The following is a 21687-nucleotide window of genomic DNA, read 5'->3' as shown; positions in this document are numbered from 1 at the left end:
TGCTTACGTAGCGACATCGTGACAAGGCATCCGCTAAGTGAATTTTGGTTAGCTTAACCTAATTAACAGGAAGTACGACAGTTGTTGTGTGCTGCCGCAACTGCCTCGCCCGTGTGCAGAGCAGCGACAACGCGCGAGTCCACGCGGCGGCCAGGTCCGCGAGGGCCTCGGTGGACGGCCCACCGGGGCCCGACGTCCACCGCGCGACCAGCTCAGGCCCGGCCGGCAGGTCGAGCACCCGGACGATGGCCGTCAGCGGGAACGGGTCGGGGCGTTCGGAGTTCCAGCCGGCGAACAGGCCCTCGTCCTCCGCCGCGACGTCCCAGTCGGCGGGTTCGGGGCGCGACCACCGCCCCTCGTAGTTGAGGTAGACCTCCGGCGACGTCGCCCGGGCGAGCACCGGTGCCGTGCGCGGGTTGAGGTGGCGCAGCAGCCCGTAGCCGCCGCCGTCGCCGGGCACCGCGGCCCGCCGCCGCTGGACGTCCGCCACCGCGGCGTCGAGTGCCGCGCCGAGCTCGTCGTCCAGAGGAACATCGGACGGGACGTCCAGCGGGTGGTGCGACCGGACGTCCGGCGGGGTGTGCGGCGCGACGGCGGGAACAGGCCCGCTCTCGCCCGCGCCGAGGTCGACCGGGCGCTGGTCGAGGCAGAGCGGGTAGACGTCGGCGAACCAGCCCACGGTGCGGGTCAGGTCCGCGTCCGCGGCGGTCGGCTCCCCACGGCCGTGGCTCTGCAGCGCCACGACGATCCCGCCCGCACCGCCCAGGCCGTCCGCCGCGCCTGGGCTGCCCGCCGCGCCGGCGCCGGCCGCGCTGTCTGCCTCGCCCGCTCCGTCTGCCTCGCCCCCTCCGTCTGCGACCCAGCGGCGGCGACAGTCGGCGATCGCCAGTGCGAGCGCGGTGAGCAGGACGTCGTCGACGCCGGCCTTCCACGCCGCAGGCGCAGTCGTCAGAACATCACCGGCCCAGCCGGCGGGAACGGTCACGGTCACCGCGCCCGCGGCGGCAGGCTCCGGCCGATCGGCGGCGGGCTCGGTCCGCAGCGTCACACCGGCGGGCGGGAGGGCCGGCACCGGGCCGGCTGGGCGTGACGGCAGCGGGGCGCCGCCCTCGACCGTCGCCAGCCAGAAGGCCAGCTCCGCCTCGCGGGCGGTGCCGCCGGCCCGCTCGGTGATCTCCGTGGCCCAGCGGCGGTAGGACGTCGGCACCGCCGGCAGCACCGGGATTCCGCCACCGGCGAGCGTCCGCCAGGCGGCGGCGAGGTCGTCGAGCAGGATCCGCCAGGACACGCCGTCGATCACCAGGTGGTGCACCAGGAGCAGCAGCCGGCCCGGGGTGTCGCGCCCGGCGTCGAACCAGACCGCGCGGACCATCTCACCGCCGTCCGGATCCAGCTCGCCGTCCGCCCGCCGGGCCTCGTCGGCGAGCAGCCGGCCGAGGTCGTCGCCGGTGCCCACCTCGACCCGCCGCAGCCAGCCGCCGACGCCGTCGGCGCCTGCCGGCGGGACGTCGAGGTACCACGCCTCGCCACCGTCGGCGCTGACCGCCGGCCAACCGTCGGGCAGCGGGCTGCGGGACGGGCGCATCAGGCGCGCCCGCAACAGGTCGTGCCGCTCGGCCAGCGCGGCCAGCGCGGCGCCCAGCACAGGCAGGGTGACCGTGCCCGGGACCTGCAGGAGGATCGGCGACGAGAACCCCTCCACGCCCGCGCCGGTGGCCCGCAGCGCGAGCAGCGGGGGCGTCGGCGGCACCACACCGACCCCGTCACCCGGCTGGCCGGCGTCGCCGGCGGTTCCGCCCGTTCCTGCGGGCAGGCCGAGCGCCGCCGCGAGCGCGGCGGGGGTGCGGTGCCTGAACACCTGCGCCGGCCGGATGTCGTGCCCGTCCCGGCGCAGCCGGCTCACCAGCTGCATCGCGATGATGCTGTCGCCGCCGAGGGCGAAGAAGTCGTCCTCGGCGCCGACCGCCGGTATCCCGCCGCCGCCCCGCAGCCCGAGAACCTCGGCGAACAGCGCGCACAGCCGCTCCTCCGCCGCGGAGGCGGGGGCCTGTCCGGCCGCCGAGGCGGCGAAGTCGGGCACGGGCAGTGCCGCCCGGTCGAGCTTGCCGTTGGGTGTCATCGGCAGCCGCCCGGCGACCGGCACGACCGCCGCCGGCACCATGTACTCGGGCAGCGACTCGGCCGTGTACACCCGCAGCTCGGCCGGGTCGAGCCCGTCCCGTTCGGGCACCACGTAGGCGACGAGCCGCAGCGGGCCGCCGCCGTCGGCCCGGGCGAGGACGACCGCCTGCCGGACGTCCGGGTGCCGCATCAGCACGGACTGGACCTCGCCGGGCTCGATCCGGTGGCCCCGGATCTTGATCTGGTCGTCGGACCGGCCGAGGAAGTCCAGGATGCCGCCGGGACGCCAGCGAGCCCGGTCGCCCGTCCGGTACAGCCGGTCGCCGGGGCCGCCGAACGGGTCGGCGACGAACCGGGACGTGGTCAGGCCCGGCCGGCCGAGGTACCCGCGGGCCAGCCCGCGCCCGCCCACGTACAGCTCCCCGACGACACCGACGCCGACCGGGCGCAGCGCGCCGTCCAGCACGTACGTGCGGGTGTTCGGATCGGGCACACCGATCGGCACCGGGCCGGACCAGTCCGGGTCCGCCCGCCACAGCGTGGAGTTGACCGTCGCCTCGGTGAGACCGTAGGCGGCGACCACCCGCAGGTGGCGCGACCAGCGGCGCACCGTCTCGATCGGCACCGTCTCGGTGCCCACCACCAGCACGGCGCCGGCCGGCAGCTCGCAGTCGGCCGGCAGCGCGGCCACCAGCGCCGGCGGCAGGATCATGTGGGTGGCGCCCTGCTCGGCCAGGTAGTCGGTCAGCTCCGGCCCGGCGACCCGCCGGTGCGCCGGCACCATGATCACCCGTCCGCCGACACACAGGGCCATGCACAGGTCGAACACGGTGACGTCGAACCCGACCGAGGCGAACTGCACGACCCGCGACGCCCGGTCCACCCCCAGCCGGTCCACGGCTGTCGCGACCAGGCTGCCGATGCCCTCGTGGGTGGCGATGACACCCTTGGGACGTCCCGTCGACCCCGACGTGTAGATCACGTAGGCGGCGCTGTCGAGCCCGGCGGGGGCGGTGGCCGGCCGGGTCGGCTCGCAGACGGCGAGCGCGGCGATCGTCTCGGGATCGTCGAGGAGCACCAGCTCGGGGCGCTCCCCGTCCGGGCCCAGGCCGCCGAGGGCGATCAGCTCCTCGGCGTGGCCCCGGGAGGAGACCACGAGCCGGGCACCCGCRTCGCCGATCATGAAGGCGACCCGGTCGGCCGGGTGGTCCAGGTCGAGGGGCAGGTAGGCCGCCCCCGCCTTCAGCACCCCCAGCAGCGCCACGACCAGGTCGGCCGAACGCGGCACCGCGACGGCCACCACCGACTCCGGCCCGGCGCCGCGGGCGGTGAGCAGGCGGGCGAGCCGGTTGGCCCGCGCGTCCAGCTCGGCGTAGGTCAGTGCGACGTCCTCGCAGACGACGGCCACCGCGGCCGGGTCACGGTCGGCGCATGCCTCGAACGCCGCGGGCCAGGTCAACTCGGTGACCTGGCGGGCAGTGCGGTTGAACCCGCTGACCACCAGCTCGTGCTCGGCTCCGTCCAGAACCGGCAGGGTCGACACCGGCGCTCCCGGGGCGGCAAGGACGGCCTCGGCCAGCAGCCGCAGCCGGCGGCCGAGCACCTCGGCGGTGCCGCGGTCGAACAGGTCCGCGCTGTAGGCGAGGCCGACCGCCAGCTCCGTACCCGCAGCCCCATCGGCACCCGCAGCACCATCGGCACCCGCGGCGCCGGTGGCCGGGCGCTCCAGGAAGTCGAACGACAGGTCGAACTTGGCGGTGGCGGCGCGCACCGGCTCCGGCCGGGCCGTGACCCCGGGCAGGTCGAGGCCGTCGGCGGCGTCAACCGCCGGCAGGTGCACGACCATCACCTGGAACAGCGGGTGCCGGGCCAGTGACCGCGGCGGGTTGACCGCCTCCACGACCCGGTCGAACGGCAGATCCTGGTGGTCGAACGCGGCGAGGTCCGCGGCACGGACCCGGCCGAGCAGCTCACCGAAGCTCACCGGGCCAGACAGGTCCGCCCGCAGCACCAGCGTGTTCAGGAAGAAGCCGACCAGCTCGTCGAGCCGCTCGTCGGCACGGCCCGCCACCGGGCTGCCGATCGGGATGTCGTCACCGGCGCCGAGCCGGTGCAGCAGCGTGGCGACGAGCGCCTGCAGCACCATGAACAGGCTGACGTCGTGTGCCCGGGCAAGCTCGCGCAGCCGGTCGAGCAACTCAGGGTCCCAGGTCAGCTCGACGACGCCGCCGCGGTGGGACGGCTCGGCCGGGCGGGCCCGGTCGGTGGGCACGGCCAGCTCGGCCGGCAGGCCCGCCAGCTCGCGCCGCCAGAACTCCCGCTGGGCGGCGACCAGGCTCGCCGGGTCGGTCTCGTCGCCGAGCAGCTCGCGCTGCCACAGCGTGTAGTCGACGTACTGGACCGGCAGCGCCGCCCAGTCCGGGGCCTCGCCGCGCAGGCGTGCCCGGTAGGCCGTCGACAGGTCGCGGGCCAGCGCCCGGTCGGAGCCCTCGTCGGCCGCGATGTGGTGGACGAGGAACTGCACCACGTGCAGGTCCGACCCGAGCCGTACCACGGTGACCCGTACCGGCAGGTCTGCCTCGAGGTCGAACACGCCGGCCGCGGCCCGTTCCAGATGCCCGGCCAGCTCGTCGCTGCCGGAACCGGCTCTCGCATCGGCGCCGGCGTCGGCAACGGCACCGGCGTCGGCCGGGGTGAGGTCGATCAGGTCGACGGCCACGTGCGCCTCGGCGGGGTCGAGGACCCGCTGGTGCGGCACGCCGTCCGGGGCGGGGAAGACGGTGCGCAGCGCCTCGTGGCGGGCGACGACGTCGTCGACGGCGGCGCGCAGTGCGTCGACGTCCAGCGGGCCGTCCAGCCGCCAGGTGACGGGGATGTTGTAGGTGGCGCTGGGCCCCTCGACCTGCCCGAGCACCCACAGCCGGGACTGGGCGTGCGACAGCGGCGGGCGGGCCGGCCGCTCGGCGGGCCGCAGGGCGGGACGCGTGGCGGCCGCGGCCCCCTCCAGGCGGGTCGCCAGGCCCGCGACGGTCGGCGCATCGAAGATCTCCCGCGGGGAGATCTCCACGCCGAACACGGCCCGGATGCGGCTGCGCAGCCGCATCGCGAGCAGCGAGTGCCCGCCGAGGGCGAAGAAGTCGTCGTCGGCGCCGACGGCGGCCGTGCCGAGGACGGCTGTGAACTGGTCGGCCAGCAGCTTCTCGCGGGCCCCGCGCGGGCGCCGGCCCACCGGCCCGGCCTGGTCGTCCGGGGCGGGCAGGGCCGCGCGGTCCAGCTTGCCGCTGACAGTGCGCGGCAGTGCGGCGACGGCGACGAACGCGGCCGGCACCAGGTGCGCGGGCAGTGTCCGGGCGAGTTCGGCCCGCAGCGCGCTGAGACCCAGCGCGCCAGGACCACCGCCCGCGGCACCGCCCATACCGTCGGCGACGACGTAGGCGACCAGGCGCGGGTCGCCCGGGGTGTCCTCCCGGACGACGACGGCCGCGGCGCCGACGCCGGGCAGCGCCGAAAGCGCCGCCTCGACCTCACCCGGCTCGATCCGGAATCCGCGCACCTTGACCTGGTCGTCCACCCGGCCGAGGAAGACCAGCGTCCCGTCGGCCCGGCGCAGCACCCGGTCGCCTGTGCGGTACATGCGCCCGCCGGCGGGGCCGGCCGGGTCGGCGACGAACCGGCTGGCGCTCAGCCCCGGCCGCCCGAGGTAGCCGCGGGCCAACCCGGGACCGGCCAGGTAGAGCTCGCCGGGCACGCCGTCCGGGACGGGCCCGAGCCCGGCGTCGAGCACGTAGGCGCGGGTGTTCGCGATCGGCCCGGCAGTGCCGTCACCGTGCCACCCGTAGGCGTCGACGCTGTATTCGGTCGGGCCGTACAGGTCGTGCGCGCTCACCCCGGGCAGGGCGCGCAGCCGCTCCCACAGCGGCGGCGCGGTCGCCTCACCGCCGACGAGCATCACCGCGGGCAGCCGGTCACCGTCGAGAAAGCCGTGGTGGGCGAGCTCCCGCAGGTAGGTCGGGGTGACGTCGAGGACGTCGATCCCGGCCTCGGTCACATATCCGGCCAGCGCCGCCGGGTCGCGCATCGTCACCTCGTCGACGACGTGCACGGTGTGCCCGGCGAGCAGCCACAGCAGCGGCTCCCACGATCCGTCGAAACTGAACGACGCGGCGTGGACGGCGCGCCACGGCTCCCCGTCACCGCGGCTGGCCACGGCGGGGTCGATCAGGTCCGCCCGGTGCGCCGTGAACAGGTTCACCAGCCCCCGGTGCGTGCCGACGACGGCTTTCGGACGTCCCGTCGTCCCGGACGTGTAGATCACGTAGGCGGCGTTGCCAGGCCGGGGCAGCGGCCGGCCCGCCGGCGCGGCGGAGCGGCCGCCGGCACCCGCCGCGATCTCCGCGGCGACAGCCGGGTCGTCGAGCACGATCACCTCGGTGCCGGAGCCGCTTCCGGAGCCGACGGCGGGGTCGGCCTCGGCGTTGATCGCCGGGAGCCGTCCGGCGAGTGCCGCAGTGGTGAGCACGAGCCGCGGTGCGGCGTCGGTGAGCAGGAAGGAGAGTCGCTCGGTGGGGTGGTCGGTGTCGAGCGGCAGGTACGCCGCGCCAGCCGCCATGACGCCGAGGAGGGCGGACACCATCCGGGCCCGCGGCAGCGCGAGGGCGACGACATCCTCGGGACCGGCGCCGCGGCCGGCGACCAGGGCGGCGATGGCGTCGACTCGCGCCGACAGCTGGGCGAAGGTCAGCTCCTCGCCCCCGGTGACCAGCGCCGGGACATGCGGGAAGGCGGCGGCTGTGGCGGCGAACAGCTCCACGGCGGTGGGCCGCGCGGGTTCGCGGCGCGGGCCGGCGAGCCCACGCAGCGCCCGCTCCCGCTCATCGCCCCGGGCACCGGCCTCCGCACCGGCACCGGACATGGCACCAGGACCGGACGTGGCACCCGCACCGGCAGCTGCCGGGCCGAGCAGGTCGAGGCGGCCGACGGGGCGGTCCGGCTCCCGCGCGAGCGCGTCGAGGAGGGCGGCCAGCCGGTCGGCGAGGCCGCGGGCGGTAGCGGGATCCCAGACGTCCAGGGCGTACTCGACGAGCAGGGTGATCCGGTCACTCGCGGCTCGGTCGACGAAGGTGACATCCAGGTCGAACTTGACCGTGCCGGCCTCGGTGAGCAGCCAGGTCGTCGGCAGGCCGAACAGGGTGTGCTCGTCCTCGACGAGGCGGTGGTAGCCGGTCATCACCTGGAACAGCGGGTTGCGCCCGGCCGAGCGGCGCGGGTTGGCCGCCGCGACGACCTGTTCGAACGGCACGTCCGCGTGGTCGAACGCCCCCAGGTCGGTCTCCCGGGTGCGGGCCAGCAGCTCGGCGAACGTCGGCTCCCCGGACAGGTCGGAGCGCAACACCAGGGTGTTGACGAAGAAGCCGATGAGGCGGTCGAGGGCGGTGTCGGTGCGGCCCGCGATCGGCACCCCCAGCGGGATGTCGTCGCCGGCCCCGAACCGGTGCAACAGGGTCGCGGTCGCCGCGTGGGCGAGCATCGACATGCTCGCGCCGGTGCGCGCGCACAGGGCGCGCAGCGCCGTCACGGTCGCGGCGGGCAGCTCTCGGATCTCCCGCCCGCCCGTGCCGCCGCGGACGGCGGGGCGCGGCCGGTCCAGCGGCAGCGCGATCTCCTCGGGCATGCCGCGCAGCGCCTGCTGCCAGTAGGCGAGCTGGCGGCCGGCGAGCGACGCCGGGTCCGCGGGGTCGCCGAGCAGCTCGGCCTGCCAGAGGGTGTAGTCGGCGTACTGGACGGGCAGCGGCTCCCAGTCGGGGGCCCGGCCGGCCCTGCGCGCCGCGTAGGCAGCGTCGAGGTCCTCCAGGAACGGCCGGTCCGACCACTCGTCGGTCGCGATGTGGTGCAGGACGACCGCGAGCACCGACTCCACCGCGGATCCGGGCGGCCCGGTCTGGAACACGGCGAGCCGCAGCGGCGGGTCGGACCGCAGGTCGAACGGTTCGGCGACGAACTCCTCGACCGCCCGCTCCAGCGCCGTCTCCGCCACCAGGCCGGCCCCGGCCGCCAGGTCGGCGCCCGTGGTCAGGTCGACGGCCCGGACCGGCGGGAGGGCCTCGTCCGGGGCGAGGATCCGCTGGTAGGCCTCCCCCTCGTGCTCCGCCACGACGGTGCGCAGGATCTCGTGGCGAGCCGCCACGTCCGCCGCCGCCAGCCGCAGCGCTTCGACGTCGACCCGGCCGTGCAGGCGGATCACCAGCGGGTAGTTGTAGGCGTCGGTACCGTCCGCGAACCTGTCGACCAGCCACAGGCGCTGCTGCGCCGACGACAGGGGTACGCACTCGGGCCGCTGCGCCGGGCGCAACTGCGGGCGGGGCGACGCCCCCGGTGACGCCACGTCGGGCGCACCGCCGGCCGCGGCGACACGCGCCGCGAGCGCGGCCACCGTCGGCGCCTCGAACAGGTCGCGGATGGCCAGGTCGGCGCCGAGGTCCACGCGGGCCCGGCTGACCAGGCGGGTGGCCAGCAGCGAGTGGCCACCCAGGGCGAAGAAGTCGTCCTCCACGCCTACTTCGGGCAGTCCGAGCACCTCGGCGTACAGGGCGCAGAGCGCCACCTCGGCCGGTGACGACGCCGGGCGGGAGGCAACCAGGGCCACCGACGGCTCGGCCGCGGGCAGGCTCGCCACGTCCAGCTTGCCGTTCGCGGTGCGCGGGATCTCCCGCAGCGTCACGTAGGCGGCGGGAACCATGTAGTCCGGCAGGACGGCGGTGAGATCGGCGCGCAGCACGGCAGCGATCGCGGCGTCGCCGCGGGCCGCCGTCGGATCGTTCGCGAGCGGCACGCTGGGCACCGGGACCGGGTCGGGCAGGTAGCCGTCGACCCGCGGACCAGCCACGACGGCCTCCGTGCGGACGAAGACCGCGTCCAGCAGCCCGGGATCAGCCGCCGACAGCGTCAGGTGCTGCTCATACCCGAGCCGGTCGGCCAGCGCGAACAGCTCCTCCGGGTCGACCGCGGCAGCCGGGCCCGCGGGCTCGGCGCCGCTGACGCGCGCGGCGAGGGCGAGCTCGGCGGCGACCCGCGCGTCGGGGATGCCGGCCACCCGCAGCAGCACCGGGCGCTGCTCACGCAGGTGCGTCTCGACTGCCGCCAGGTCGGTGACCTGCGAGCTCCCCCAGAGCAGGGTCGGCGCGCCAGCGAGACGCACCGGCGACCCGCCCGCGGACAGCGGCCCGCCCGTGGACGCCGGACTGCCCGCGGACGCCGGACTACCCGCGGACGCCAGCGCGTCCGGGGCGCCGGTCGCGGCGGGGCGGGAGAGCACGACGTCGAACCGGTGGCGGGTCAGCTCGTTGTGGAACGAGCCGCGTTTGACCCGCAGCGACACCTCGGCGCCGGTCTCCCGCGCGAGCTCGGTGAAGAACTCCGGTGCCAGCACCAGCTCCTTGTCGAGCCGGACCCGCCGGTCCACGGCCGCGGCGAGCCGGGTGAGGTCGCCGCCGCGGTCCGCGCCGCCGGAGCGGCCGGCCTCGATCGCCGTGTGGAAGGTTCGCAGCCGGGCCAGGTTCCGCACGTCGCCGACGAACAGGGCGCCGCCGGGCACGAGCAGGTCGAGCGCGGCGCGCAGGACCGAGCGCAGGTAGTCCGGGCTCGGGAAGTACTGGATCACCGAGTTGATCACGACGACGTCGAAGAACCCGGTGGGCAGGCCGTCGGTCACGTGCGCCGGCTGGCAGCGCAGCTCGACGCCGGACAGCCGTTGCGGGTCGGCGGCGACCTCGGTGCGCAGCTTGTCGATCACCGGGCGGGCGAAGTCCGTCCCCCAGTAGCTCTCACAGCCCGGTGCGAGCTGGCCGAGCAGCAGGCCGGTGCCGACGCCGATCTCCAGGATGCGGCGCGGGGCGAGGGCGCGGACGCGCTCGACGGTCGCAGACCGCCACTCACGCATGTGCTCCAGCGGGATGGGCTGCCCGTCGTAGCTGGAGTCCCACCCGGCGAAGTCCTCCTGGTGCACCGCGGTCGGGATCTGGACGTACTCGTCGCTGTAGACCTGCTGCCACTCGCCGACCTGGTCGGCCTCGACGGCTGCCCGGTCTGCGGCGGTCAGCTCTGCGGGCACCACGTAGGCGACCAGCCGGCGGGTCCCCGGCGCGCCGGTGTCGTCGGTGGCGACGACCGCGGCCTGGCTGACCCGGGGGTGGCGGTCGAGCGCGGTGGTGATCTCCCCAAGCTCCACCCGGTAACCGCGGATCTTGACCTGTTCGTCGGTGCGGCCGAGGAAGTCCAGGTTCCCGTCCGCTCCCCGCACGACGAGGTCGCCGGTGCGGTACATCCGCCCGCCCGGTGTGTGCGGGTCGGCGACGAACCGGGCGGCGGTCAGGCCGAACCGGTCCAGGTAGCCGCGGGCCAGCCCGTCGCCGGCGATGTAGAGCTCACCGGGGATGYCGTCCGGCACCGGGCGCAGCCAGCCGTCCAGGATGTAGGCGCGGGTGTTGCGGATGGGCCGGCCGACGGTCGGCGTGGCGCTGTCCGCGGTGCCGCCGCCAAGGGTGTTGATCGTGTATTCGGTCGGGCCGTACAGGTTGTAGCCGGCCGTGCCCTCGGTGTCGCGCAGCCGGCTCCACACCGCCTCCGAGACGGCCTCGCCGCCGAGCATGACCAGCGGCGGCCGGTGCCCCCCACCGGCGTGGTCGAGCAGGCCCAGCTCGATCAGGTGGTGGGCGTAGGTCGGGGTCACGTTGACGACGTCGATGCGGTGCGTGTCGCAGTACGCCACCAGCGCCTCGGCATCCCGGCGCAGGTTCTCGTCGCAGACGTGGACCTCGTGTCCCTCGACGAGCCAGAGCAGCTCCTCCCAGGACATGTCGAACGCGAACGAGACGGTGTGCGCGATGCGCAGCCGCCGCCCGCCGGCCGCCGCCACCGCGGGGGCGAAGATCTCCGCCTGGTGGTTGAGCTGCATGTTCGTCAGGCCCCGGTACGGCGTCACGACGCCCTTGGGACGTCCCGTCGAGCCCGAGGTGTAGATGACGTAGGCCGGGTGGTCGAGGCGGCCCGCGCGGTCGCGGGCGAACGCGCCCAGCTCGGCGTCGGACAGCGCACCCCCGTCGGCGGCGGCGAGCGCCGCGGCCGTCGCCGGGTCGTCCAGCAGCAGGCGCGCCGCGCCGGCCGGGGCGGCGGCGGGGCCGTCCAGGTAGGCGGCGGTGGCGGCGGTCGCCACCAGGAGCCCGGCGCCGGCGTCGGCGACCATGCCGAGCAGGCGGGCCGGCGGGTGGTCCAGTTCCAGCGGGAGGTAGGCGGCGCCGGTGCGCAGCACGGCGAACAGCGCCACGACCATGTTCACCGAGCGGCCGAGCCCGAGGGCCACCACCGTCTCCGGGCCCGCGCCGCGGGCCAGCAGCAGCCGGGCCATCCGGTTCACCCGCGCGTCGAGCTCGGCGTAGGTGACGCGCTCGTCGCCGAGGACGAGCGCGGTCAGCTCGGGTGTGCGGGCCGCCTGCGCGGCCAGCAGGTCGGCGACGGTCTCCGTCCCGACCGGGAGGAACGGGCGCGACCAGTCTGCGGCGAGCGCCGCCCGCTCCGCCGGCAGCAGCACCTCGACCGACCCGACGGGTGCGGAGACGTCCCGGACGAGCTCGTCGAGAAGCCCGAGGAACCGGTCGAACAGCGCGCGGGCACGGGTGACGTCGACGACGTCCGGGCGGTACTCCAGGCGCACGGTGATGCGCGCGCCGGGGAACAGCACGAACGTGAGCGGATAGTGCGTGTGGTCGATGCTGGTGCCACCGGTGATCCCGAACCGGTCGCTGCTCTGCTCGGTCGCCACCTCGTCGATGAAGTTCTGCAGCACGTACAGGGTGTCGAACAGCACGGTGCTGCCGGCGGCGCGCTGGATGTCGCCGAGGCCCAGGTACTCGTGGTCCATCAGCTCGACCCGCTGGTCCTGGACGCGGCGCAGCAGGGCGAGGACGGGCTCCTGCGGGTCCATCCGCACCCGCACCGGCACCGTGTTGAGGAACAGGCCGACGACCTCGTCGATGCCGTCGACGTCGGTCGGCCGGCCGGCGACGGTGGTGCCGAACACGACGTCGTCGGAGCCCACCGCACCGCCGAGGACGAACGCCAGGGCCGTGTTGAACACCGTGTTCACCGTGATGCCGTGCCGACGGGACAGCTCCCGCACGGCGCTCGCCGTCGCCTCGGGAACCTCGGCGGTGATCCGCCCCGGCTCGACCGGCGGCAGCCCCCGGGCCTCCGGGACGACCAGTGTCGGGCCGTCGAGGTCGGCCAGCGCCGACCGCCACGCCTCCCTGGCGGCCTCGGTGTCCCGAGCCTGCAGCCACACCAGGAAGTCGCGGTACGAGGCGGCCGGGACGGGCAGCCCGTCGTCGTCGCCGCCGCGCTCGTAGAGGCCGAGGAGCTGGTCGATGACCAGCGCTCCGGACCAGCCGTCCCAGACCAGCACCTGCCGGTTGAACACCAGCCGGTCATGGCTGTCGCCGAGGCGCAGCAGGGTCAGCCGCCACAGCGGCGGACGGGCGACGTCAAACGGCCGGGACCGGTCACGCTCGGCGATCTGCTCGGCCCGCACCAGCCGTTCCTGTTCGGGCAGGCCGGTGAGGTCGATCTCCGACAGCGGTGCGGGCACCTCCGTGACGACGAACTGCACCGGGGTGGGCAGCCCGTCACCGACGAAGCCGGCCCGCAGGGTCGGGTTGCGGCGAAGGAACGTCTCGCAGGCGCGGCGCAGCCGGTCGACGTCGAACCGGTGGCCGAAGTCGAGGGCGAACTGCGCGGTGTACGCGTCGCTGGAGCGGTCGAACGCCGAGTGGAAGAACAGACCCTCCTGCAGCGGTGACAGCGGCCAGATCTCGGAGACCGGGCCGGGGCTCGCCGCCTCGACCCGCGCCCGCTCCCGCGGCGACAGCTCGACGAGATCACCGGACGCCGGTGCCGGTGCCGGTGCCGGTGCCGTGCCACCCGCACCGGACACGGCCGACGGGTCGAGGGTGGACAGGGCGACCAGGGCGTCGCGCCAGGCGGCGCCGAGGGCCGCGGCCGAGACCGGGTCGATCAGCGTCGTCAGATGGGTGAATGTCGCCCGCAGGACGGGCCCGGCGGGTGTCTGCACGCAGACGGCGTCGACCGTCAGCGGGTAGGCGACGCCCATCTCCTGGTCCGGGTCGGCGGCCAGCGCGTCGAGCTCGGGGGCCGGCGCCCAGGCGTCCGCCGCGTCGGCGCCGAACCGCCCCAGGTAGTTGAACAGGATCTCCGGGCGTTCCAGCCCGGCCAGCACCGGCGCCGCGGCCGCGTTGGCGTAGCGCAGCATCCCGAACCCGGCGCCGCCGTCCGGGACGGCGCGCAGGCGGGCCGCGACGGCGGCAAGCGTGCCCGCCACCCCGACGCCCGCAGCCCCGGCCTCGCTGGTCCCGGCCGCGGTGGTCCCGGCCGCGGTGGTCCGGTTGTCGGCAGACAGCCGGACGGGTGCGATCGAGGTGAACCAGCCGACCGTGCGGGCGAGGTCGACCTCGGGGGCGATCGGGTCGCGGCCGTGGCGCTCGAGGTCGACGAGCAGGTCGGTCGCGGCGTCCCAGCCCTGGCCGTGCCGCCACGCGGAGACGGCCGTGCGCAGTGCGGCCAGCAGCACCTCGGTGACGTCCACCCGTGCGGCCGCCGGCAGCGAGGTCAGCAGCGGCGCGGTGACCTCCGCCGGGACCTCCACGACATGCCGGCCGGTCTGCGCGACGGTGCCGGCCGCGGCGGGAGTGGCGGGAGTGGCGGGAGTGGCCTGGGTCGCGGGGGCGTGGTCCAGCAGGCGGCCGCCCGGCGCGAGGGTCTCCGTCCAGTGGGTGAGCTCGGCGAGACGGGCCGGGTCCTGAGCCCGCTCGGCGACGACCCGGGCGAAACCGCGCAGGGACGTGCCGACCGGGTCCAGCCGGGGCTGCGAGCCGGCGCGCACCGCCGCCGAGGCGGTCTGCAGGTCGGCGAGCAGGATCCGCCACGACACACCGTCGACGACGAGGTGGTGACCGACCAGCAGCAGCCGCCCGGGGCGGGCCGGGCCGGCGTCGAGCCAGGTGACCCGCAGCACCACGCCGGTCTCGGGGTCGAGCGCCCCGGCGGCCGCGTCGGACTCGGCGGCGACGGCCGCGCGCAGCCCGGCCTCGTCGAGGTCGGCGACGTCCACCCGGCGCAGCAGGCCGTCCACCCGTACCGAGCCGGCGGGCCGGGTCTCCATCAGCCACAGTGCCGGCGTCGGCCGCAGCAGCCTGGCCCGCAGCGCGTCGTGCTGGTCCACCAGAGCCTGCAGGCTCGTACGCAGGACGTCCTCGGTGATCCCGGCGGGGACGGTCACCAGCAGCGCCTGGTTGAACCGGCGCACCGGCCCGCCCCAGCCGGCGAGGCGGGCGACGATCGGCAGCGGGGTGAACACACCGATCGCCTCGGGATCGGGCCCGGCCGCGGCCACAGCCGGAGGGGAGGCCGCGGCATCCCCCTGCGGGGCACCGGCGGCATCGCCCTGCCCGACGGACATGACGGACTCGGCGAAAACGGGACCGGCGGACTCGGCGGGGACGGCGAGGGAGCCGGCGGAGGCGGCGAGTGCGGCCGGGGTGCGGTGGGTGAAGACGTCCCGGGGGGTGAAGCTGATCAGCTCGCGGCGGGCCCGGTTGACGAGCTGGATGGCGCTGATGCTGTCGCCGCCGAGGGTGAAGAAGTCGTCGTCCACCCCGACCTGCTCCAGGCCGAGCACGCCGGCGAAGACGTCGCACAGCGTCTGCTCGCGGTCGGTGCGCGCCCGGGTGCCGGTGGACGCGCCCGCGAGGTCCGGGGCGGGCAGCGCGGCGCGGTCCAGCTTGCCGTTGCCGGTGAGCGGGAACGCGTCCAGCCCGACGACCGCGACGGGGACCATGAAGTCGGGCAGGGTGGCCGCGGCGTGCCGGCGCAGTTCCTCGGAGCCGACCTGGGCACCCGGGGTGAGCACGGCGTAGCCGACGAGCCGGAGCTGCCCCGGCTGGTCCTCGCGGGCCAGCACCACGGCCTGTTCCACCACCGGATGCGTCGCGATCGCCGCCTGGATCTCCCCCAGCTCGATCCGGAACCCGCGGATCTTGACCTGGTCGTCGGCCCGGCCGAAGTACTCGAAGCCGCCTGCCTCGCCGCCGGCGGTCCGCCGGGCGAGGTCACCGGTGCGGTACATCCGCGTACCCGCGGGCCCGAACGGGTCCGCGACGAAACGGGTGCCGGTCAGCTCCGGACGTCCCAGATAGCCACGGGCGAGCTGCCCGCCGCTGACATACAGCTCACCGACGCCGCCGAGGGGCACCGGCTGCAGGTGGTGGTCGAGGACGTGCACCCGCAGGCCGGGGATCGGCTCGCCGACCAGGCTGGCCCGTGCCGCCGCGACCACCTGCTCGTCCAGCCGCAGGTAGGTGACGTGGACGGTCGTCTCGGTGATCCCGTACATGTTGACGAGCACGGGCGCGTCGTCGCGGTGCCGGGCGTACCAGCCGGGCAGCCGGCCGAAGTCGAGYGCCTCGCCACCGAACACGACGTAGCGCAGCGCCAGTTCCGCCGGGACCTCCCCGGCACCGGCGCTGTCGGCCCCGGGGGCGCCCAGGGCTTCGTGGCGGGCGCGGTCGGCCTCRATGAGCTGAGCGAACGCCGACGGGGTCTGGCTGAGCACCGTCACCGACTCGCGCCGCAGCAGCTGCTCGAACAGCTCCGGGGAGCGCGAGACGTGGTGGTCGACGACGACGAGCCGCCCGCCGTACAGCAGCGGCCCCCACAGCTCCCAGACGGAGAAGTCGAACGACGCCGAGTGGAACATCGTCCACACGTCGGTCTCGTCGAAGCCGAACCACGGATGGGTGTGCGCGAACAGCCTGGTCACGGTCTGGTGCGGGACGACGACGCCCTTCGGACGCCCTGTCGAACCGGACGTGTAGATCACATAGGCGGCGTTGCCGGGACGGGCCCGCCGCTCGGGCGCCAACGGCTCGGACGCCTGCTCTGCCAGCGCGGCGACCACGGGCGGAGCGTCCAGTGTGATCACCGGCACCCTGGTGCGCGCGGGGACGGCCGGCAGTGCCTCGGACGTCGTCACCAGGCACGCCGGCGCCGCGTCGGCGATCATGTAGGCCAGCCGGTCGGCCGGGTAGGCGGTGTCGAGCGGCAGGTAGGCGGCCCCCGCCTTCTGCACCGCGAGCAGGGCGACGACCAGGTCGACCGACCGCGGCACCGCGACGGCGACGATCGACTCCACGCCGACGCCACGCGCGGCCAGCAGCCCGGCGAGGCGGTTCGCCGCGGCGTCGAGCTCGGCGTAGGTCAGCTGGACGTCGCCCCAGGTCACGGCGACGTTGCCGGGCACCCGCGCCACCTGGGCCTCGAACAGCTCGGGCAGCGTCACCGCCCCGGCGTCGGACAGCCCGGCCCCGGACGACTCGACGGCACCGGCCGCACCAACCGCAGCGGCCTCGCCGGCGGCGGCGGCCTTGCCAGCCGCACCGATGGCGCCGACGGGCTGCAGCGGGTCCACCGCCGCGGCGGCGAGCAGGGCGAGGAGGCGGTCGGCGAGCGCGGCGACGGCAGCCCCGTCCAGGCGGTCCGGCCGGTAGCTGAGGGTGAAGCGCAGCCGCTCACCCGGGATCACCCGGATCGTCAGCGGGTAGTGCGTGGCGTCGTGGCCGGTCAGACCGGCCAGGGTCAGGCCGCTGGCCGGCCCGAGCAGGCCGGCCTGGTCGAACGGGTAGGACTCCAGGACGAGCAGGGTGTCGAACAGCTCCGGCAGCCCCACCGCCGCGTGGATCTCGGCGAGCCCCAGGTGGTGATGGTCGAACGTCGCCGCCTGCTCGGCACGGACGCGCTCGAGCAGCCCGGCGAAGCTCTCCGCCGGGTCGACGGTGACCCGCACCGGCACCGTCGCGAGCAGCAGGCCCACCATCTCCGCCGCGCCGGGCAGCTCGGCCGGGCGCCCGGCGACGGACGTCCCGAAGACGACGTCGTCGCGGCCGACGGCGCGGCCCAGCACGATCGCCCACGCGGCGCGCAGCACCGTGTTGAGGGTCGAGCCGTGGGCGCGGACGAGCCCACCGAGCCGCGCAGTCAGGTCGGCGCCGGCGTGGCGCTCCAGCGTGGCGGTCATCTCGGCGCCCGTCACCTCGGCGCCCGTCATCTCAGTGCCGGTCGCCTCAGCGCCGGTCGCCTCAGCGGCGGCGAGCAGGGTCGGCTCGGTGACGCCGTCGAGGATCGCGGCCCAGGCGCGCCGGGACGCCTCGCTGTCCCGGGCGGCGAGCCAGCGCAGGTAGTCCAGGTAGGACGGGGCGGGCGGCAGTGCCGTCGCCGCCGGAGCGGAGACGTCCGGCGGGCCGGCCCCGGCGGCGGTGTAGAGCCCGAACAGCTCGCGCAGCAGCAGCGGCACCGACCAGCCGTCCAGGACGATGTGGTGCGGGCTGACCGCGAGGCGCCACTCCCGCGGGCCGGTGCGCAGCAGCAGGAAGCGCACCAGTGGCGGGGCGGTGAGGTCGAACGGGGTCTGGCGGTCGCCGCGCCCCAGGCGCTCGGCCTCGGCCAGGGCCTCCGCCCGCGGCCACGCGGCCAGGTCGACCTCGGTCCACACCTCGTCGAAGGCCGCCTCACCGATCCGCGCCGGCACGATCTGGACGGGGACGTCCCCGTCGTAGACGAACGCCGAGCACAGGTTCGGGTGCCGGTCGAACAGGGCCCGGGCGGCGGCCCGCAGCCGCGCCGGCTCCACGTCTCCGTGGACGTCCACGACAAACTGCAGGATGTAGGCGTCCGCCGAGGCGTCGTCGAGCAGCGCGTGGAACAGCAGGCCGGACTGCAGCGGCGACAGCGGCCAGACGTCGGCCAGGTCCGGGTGGAGCTCACGCCACCGCTCGACGTCGGCCGGGCTGACCCCGGCGAGCGTGATCCCGTCGGGGGGAACCGCGCCGTCGGTCGCCGCGCCGGCGGCGGTCCCGGCACCCGCCCCGGTCATGGCGCCCGCCCCGCTCACGGTGTCCGCGGTCGGGGCGGCGGCTGCGGCGAGGGCCGCGGGGGTGGGATGTGCGAAGACGTCCCGCAGGGTGCAGGTGAGCCCGCGGGCCCGCGCCCCGGCCACCAGCTGGAAGGCCAGGATGCTGTCGCCGCCGAGGTGGAAGAAGGCGTCGTCGGCGCCGACCCGCTCCACTCCGAGGACGGACGCGAACAGCTCGCAGAGCAGTTCCTCGGCCTCCGTGACCGGCGCACGCGACCCCGCCGCGGCGGCGAGGTCGGGACGCGGCAGCGCCCGCCGGTCGAGCTTGCCGTTCGGCGTCGTCGGCAGCGCCGGCAGCACCACGAACGCGGCGGGGACCATGTGCTCCGGCAGCGCGGCGGCCGCGTGCGCACGCAGCTCCGCCAGATCGGGCGCGGTGACACCGGCGGCACCGGCGGTGGCGGTGGCGGGGACGACGTAGGCGACGAGGTGACGTCCGGCCGGACCGTCGTCTCGGACGATCACGGCGGCGCGCCCCACCTGCGGGTGGGTGGACAGCACCGCCTCGATCTCGCCCGGCTCGATCCGGAAGCCACGCAGCTTGACCTGGTCGTCCACCCGTCCGACGACGTCCAGGTCGCCGTCGGACGTCCAGCGGGCCAGGTCACCGGTGCGGTAGATCCGCGCACCGGTACCGAACGGGTCGGCCACGAAGCGGGACGCGGTGAGCCCGGGGCGGCCCAGGTACCCGGCGGCGACGCCGTCGCCGCCGATGTAGAGCTCGCCGAGCATGCCGGGGGCGACCGGGGCGAGCCCGGCGTCGAGCAGGTACACCTGGGTCGAGCGGATCGGGCGTCCCACGGTCGGCCGGGCCCCGGCCGCCCCGGCCGCCCCGGCCGGCGGCACCGGGCCGGTCGTCGACCAGATGGTCGTCTCGGTCGGGCCGTACATGTTCACGACGTCGTCGGCGCGGGCGGTGAGCGCACCGGCCAGCCCGGCCGGCAGGCCCTCCCCGCCGCTGAGAAGGCGCACGCCACCGAAGCGCGCGTCGCCGGCCGCCGCGAGGATCGACTGCCACATCGACGGTGTCGCCTGCGCGAACGTGAGGGTGCCCGCGGCGAGCAGTGCGGCGAGGCCGGCCGGGTCGCGGGCCTCGTCCTGGCCGGCGAGGTGGACGGTGGCCCCGGCGGTCAGCGGGGCGAGCAGTTCCAGGGCCGCGATGTCGAACGACAGGGTGGTCAGCGCGAGCACCCGGTCCGCCGGGCCGAGCCCGAACAGGTCGACCATGCAGTCCAGGAAGTTCGTCAGCGCCCGGTGCGGCACGACGACGCCCTTCGGACGTCCGGTCGAACCCGAGGTGTAGATCACGTAGGCAGCGCCCGCCAGCGCACCGGGCCCTGTCAGAGCAGCCGGGTCCGCCGGGTCCGCCGCGTCCGCCGCGTCCGGGCCGCCGTCCGCGGCTCGCGGGACAGGCGCGGGTTCCACGGAGGCGGGTGCGTCCATGAGGACTGTCCTGGTCCCGGCAGGGGTGGGCAGGTCGGCGGCGAGCTCGCGGGTGGTCACCAGCAGCGCCGGTGCCGCGTCGTCGAGGACGAAGCTGATCCGGTCGGCCGGGTAGTCGGGGTCCACCGGCAGGTGGGCGGCGCCGGTGCGGGCGACGCCCACCAGCGCCACGAGCAGGTCGGGGGTGCGCGGCAGCGCCAGTGCGACGATGGTGCCCGGGCCCGCGCCGAGCGCGCGCAGCCGGCCGGCGAGCAGCTCGGCGCGTTCGGCCAGCTCGCCGTAGGTGAGGGAGGCGCCGGGGAGGGAGTCGTCGGTGGTCACGACGGCCGGGTGGCCGGGGTTCCCGCGTGCCTGCCGGGTGAACAGCTCGACCCAGGTCGCCGCCGGGCTGGGTGCCGCGGTGTCGTTCCACGTGGTGAGGATGYGGTGACGTTCGGCGGGAGTCAGCAGGTCGACAAAGGCCAGTGGGCGGTCCGGATGCCGCAGCGCCTGGTCGAGGAACGCCTCCAGGTGGCGCAGCATCGCCGCGGCCGTCGAGGCGGCCACCTCCCCGATGAGGAAGGTGGCTTCCAGGTCGAGGTGGTCGTCACCGATCTCGGCCATGACCCCGAGGGGGAACTGGGAGCTGCCGTGGTGCAGTGGTCGCCGGGAGCCGCGCAGCTGCTGGGCGGCGAGGTGCTCCGCGGCGGGCGTCCGCACCGCGAACATCGTGGTGAAGACGCTCCAGACTCCGTCGGAACGGTCCGGGTTGGCGGCGCGGACGACGTCCTCGAGGTCGACGTGCTGGTGGGCGAACGCGCCGCGGCAGGTCTGCCGGGTCCGCGCCAGCAGGTCTGCGAAGGTGTCGCCGGGCCGGACGCCGACCCGCAGGGCCACGGTGTTCCCGAAGTAGCCGAGGAGGCGGTCCGCGCCCGGCGCGTCCCGGTTGACCACCGGGGAGCCGATGACGAGGTCGGTGGCACCGGTGTGCCGGTGCAGCACCCCGGCGAACGCGGCGAGCAGCACCATGAACGGTGTGGCACCGTGGTCGGCGGCGAAGGCCCGCACCCGCGCCGCCGTCCCGGCCGCCGCCCGGTGGACGACCTGACCGCCCCGGTCGGCGTCGGCGTCCCTGGCGGCGGATGTCTGCTCGCCGCCGGTGAACCGCAGCGGTTCGGGCATCCCGGTCAGGATGCCGCGCCAGTACGCGAGCGCCTCGGCGTCGCCCGGCGCCACGCCCGCCGGGGCACCCGGAACAGCACCCGTGCCCGCGGCGGTGCCGGCGGTGGCGGCGGTGGCGGGCACGGCCAGGTCGAGGTACTGCGGTGCCTGGACGTCCACCGGTGCCGCGCCGGCGCCGGCGCGCAGCCGGTCGTAGTCGGCGAACAGCTCCCGGAAGAAGATCTCCCAGGAGGTGTCGTCCCAGGCCACATGGTGGGCGACCACGACGAGGACGTGCCGCTCGGACGCGGTGCGGATCAGGGTCACCCGCAGCGGCGAGGCGGCGGTGAGGTCGAGGACGTGGCGTGCGGCGCGCTGCGCGATCTCGTCGACGAGCGACTCACGCCCTCCCGCCGGCTCGGCGGAGACCTCGTCGGAGAGGTCGGCGGACAGGTCAGCGGAGACGTCGTGGCTGGACCAGCCCGGTTCCAGGTCGGCGTGCACCACCTGTTCGGGCTGGCCGCCGGGCGTGGAGCGGTAGGTCGTGCGCAGGATCTCGTGACGGTGGGCGAGCGCGCGCAGAGCGTCGTGCAGCGCGGCGGCGTCCACCGGGCCGGTGAGGTCGAAGGCGGCGGCCACGTTGTAGGCGGTGCTCGACGGGTCGAGCTGCTGCAGGAACCACATCCGCAGCTGCCCGGGGCTCAGCGGGTGGCCCGCGCCGGGCAGTCGGCTGCGCCGCGCGCCCACGTCGGCCGGCCCGGCCGAGGCGAGGCTCTCGGCCGCCAGGCGGCGGCGGAGCAGCTCGCGCTTGCGCTCCTGCGGGTCGGGGCTGGCCACGTGTCCACTACCTCCGGAATACGTCGCGGGCAGGCCGCGAGCCCCGCCCCGCGGCCCCGGCTTCCGTCCGGTCCGCGACCGGAGGCAGGGGGCCGCGGGCGGCGGCCGGCATCCAG

At 75.8% G+C, this 21687-nt stretch carries 1 protein-coding gene; it reads right to left on the bottom strand.

Going from position 1 to position 21687, the window contains the following annotated elements:
- Positions 1–58: 58 nt before the first annotated feature.
- Positions 59–21571, bottom strand: coding sequence for a non-ribosomal peptide synthetase (locus CC117_RS39930; RefSeq protein ID WP_198541821.1), 21513 nt, complete (start codon positions 21569–21571; stop codon positions 59–61).
- Between the last annotated feature and the right edge of the window lie 116 nt (positions 21572–21687).

Source organism: Parafrankia colletiae, from assembly GCF_001854655.1.
GTDB lineage: Bacteria > Actinomycetota > Actinomycetes > Frankiales > Frankiaceae > Parafrankia > Parafrankia colletiae.
The sequence above is the reverse complement of the archived record's forward strand: the minus strand, read 5'-3'. Positions and strand labels throughout refer to the sequence as shown.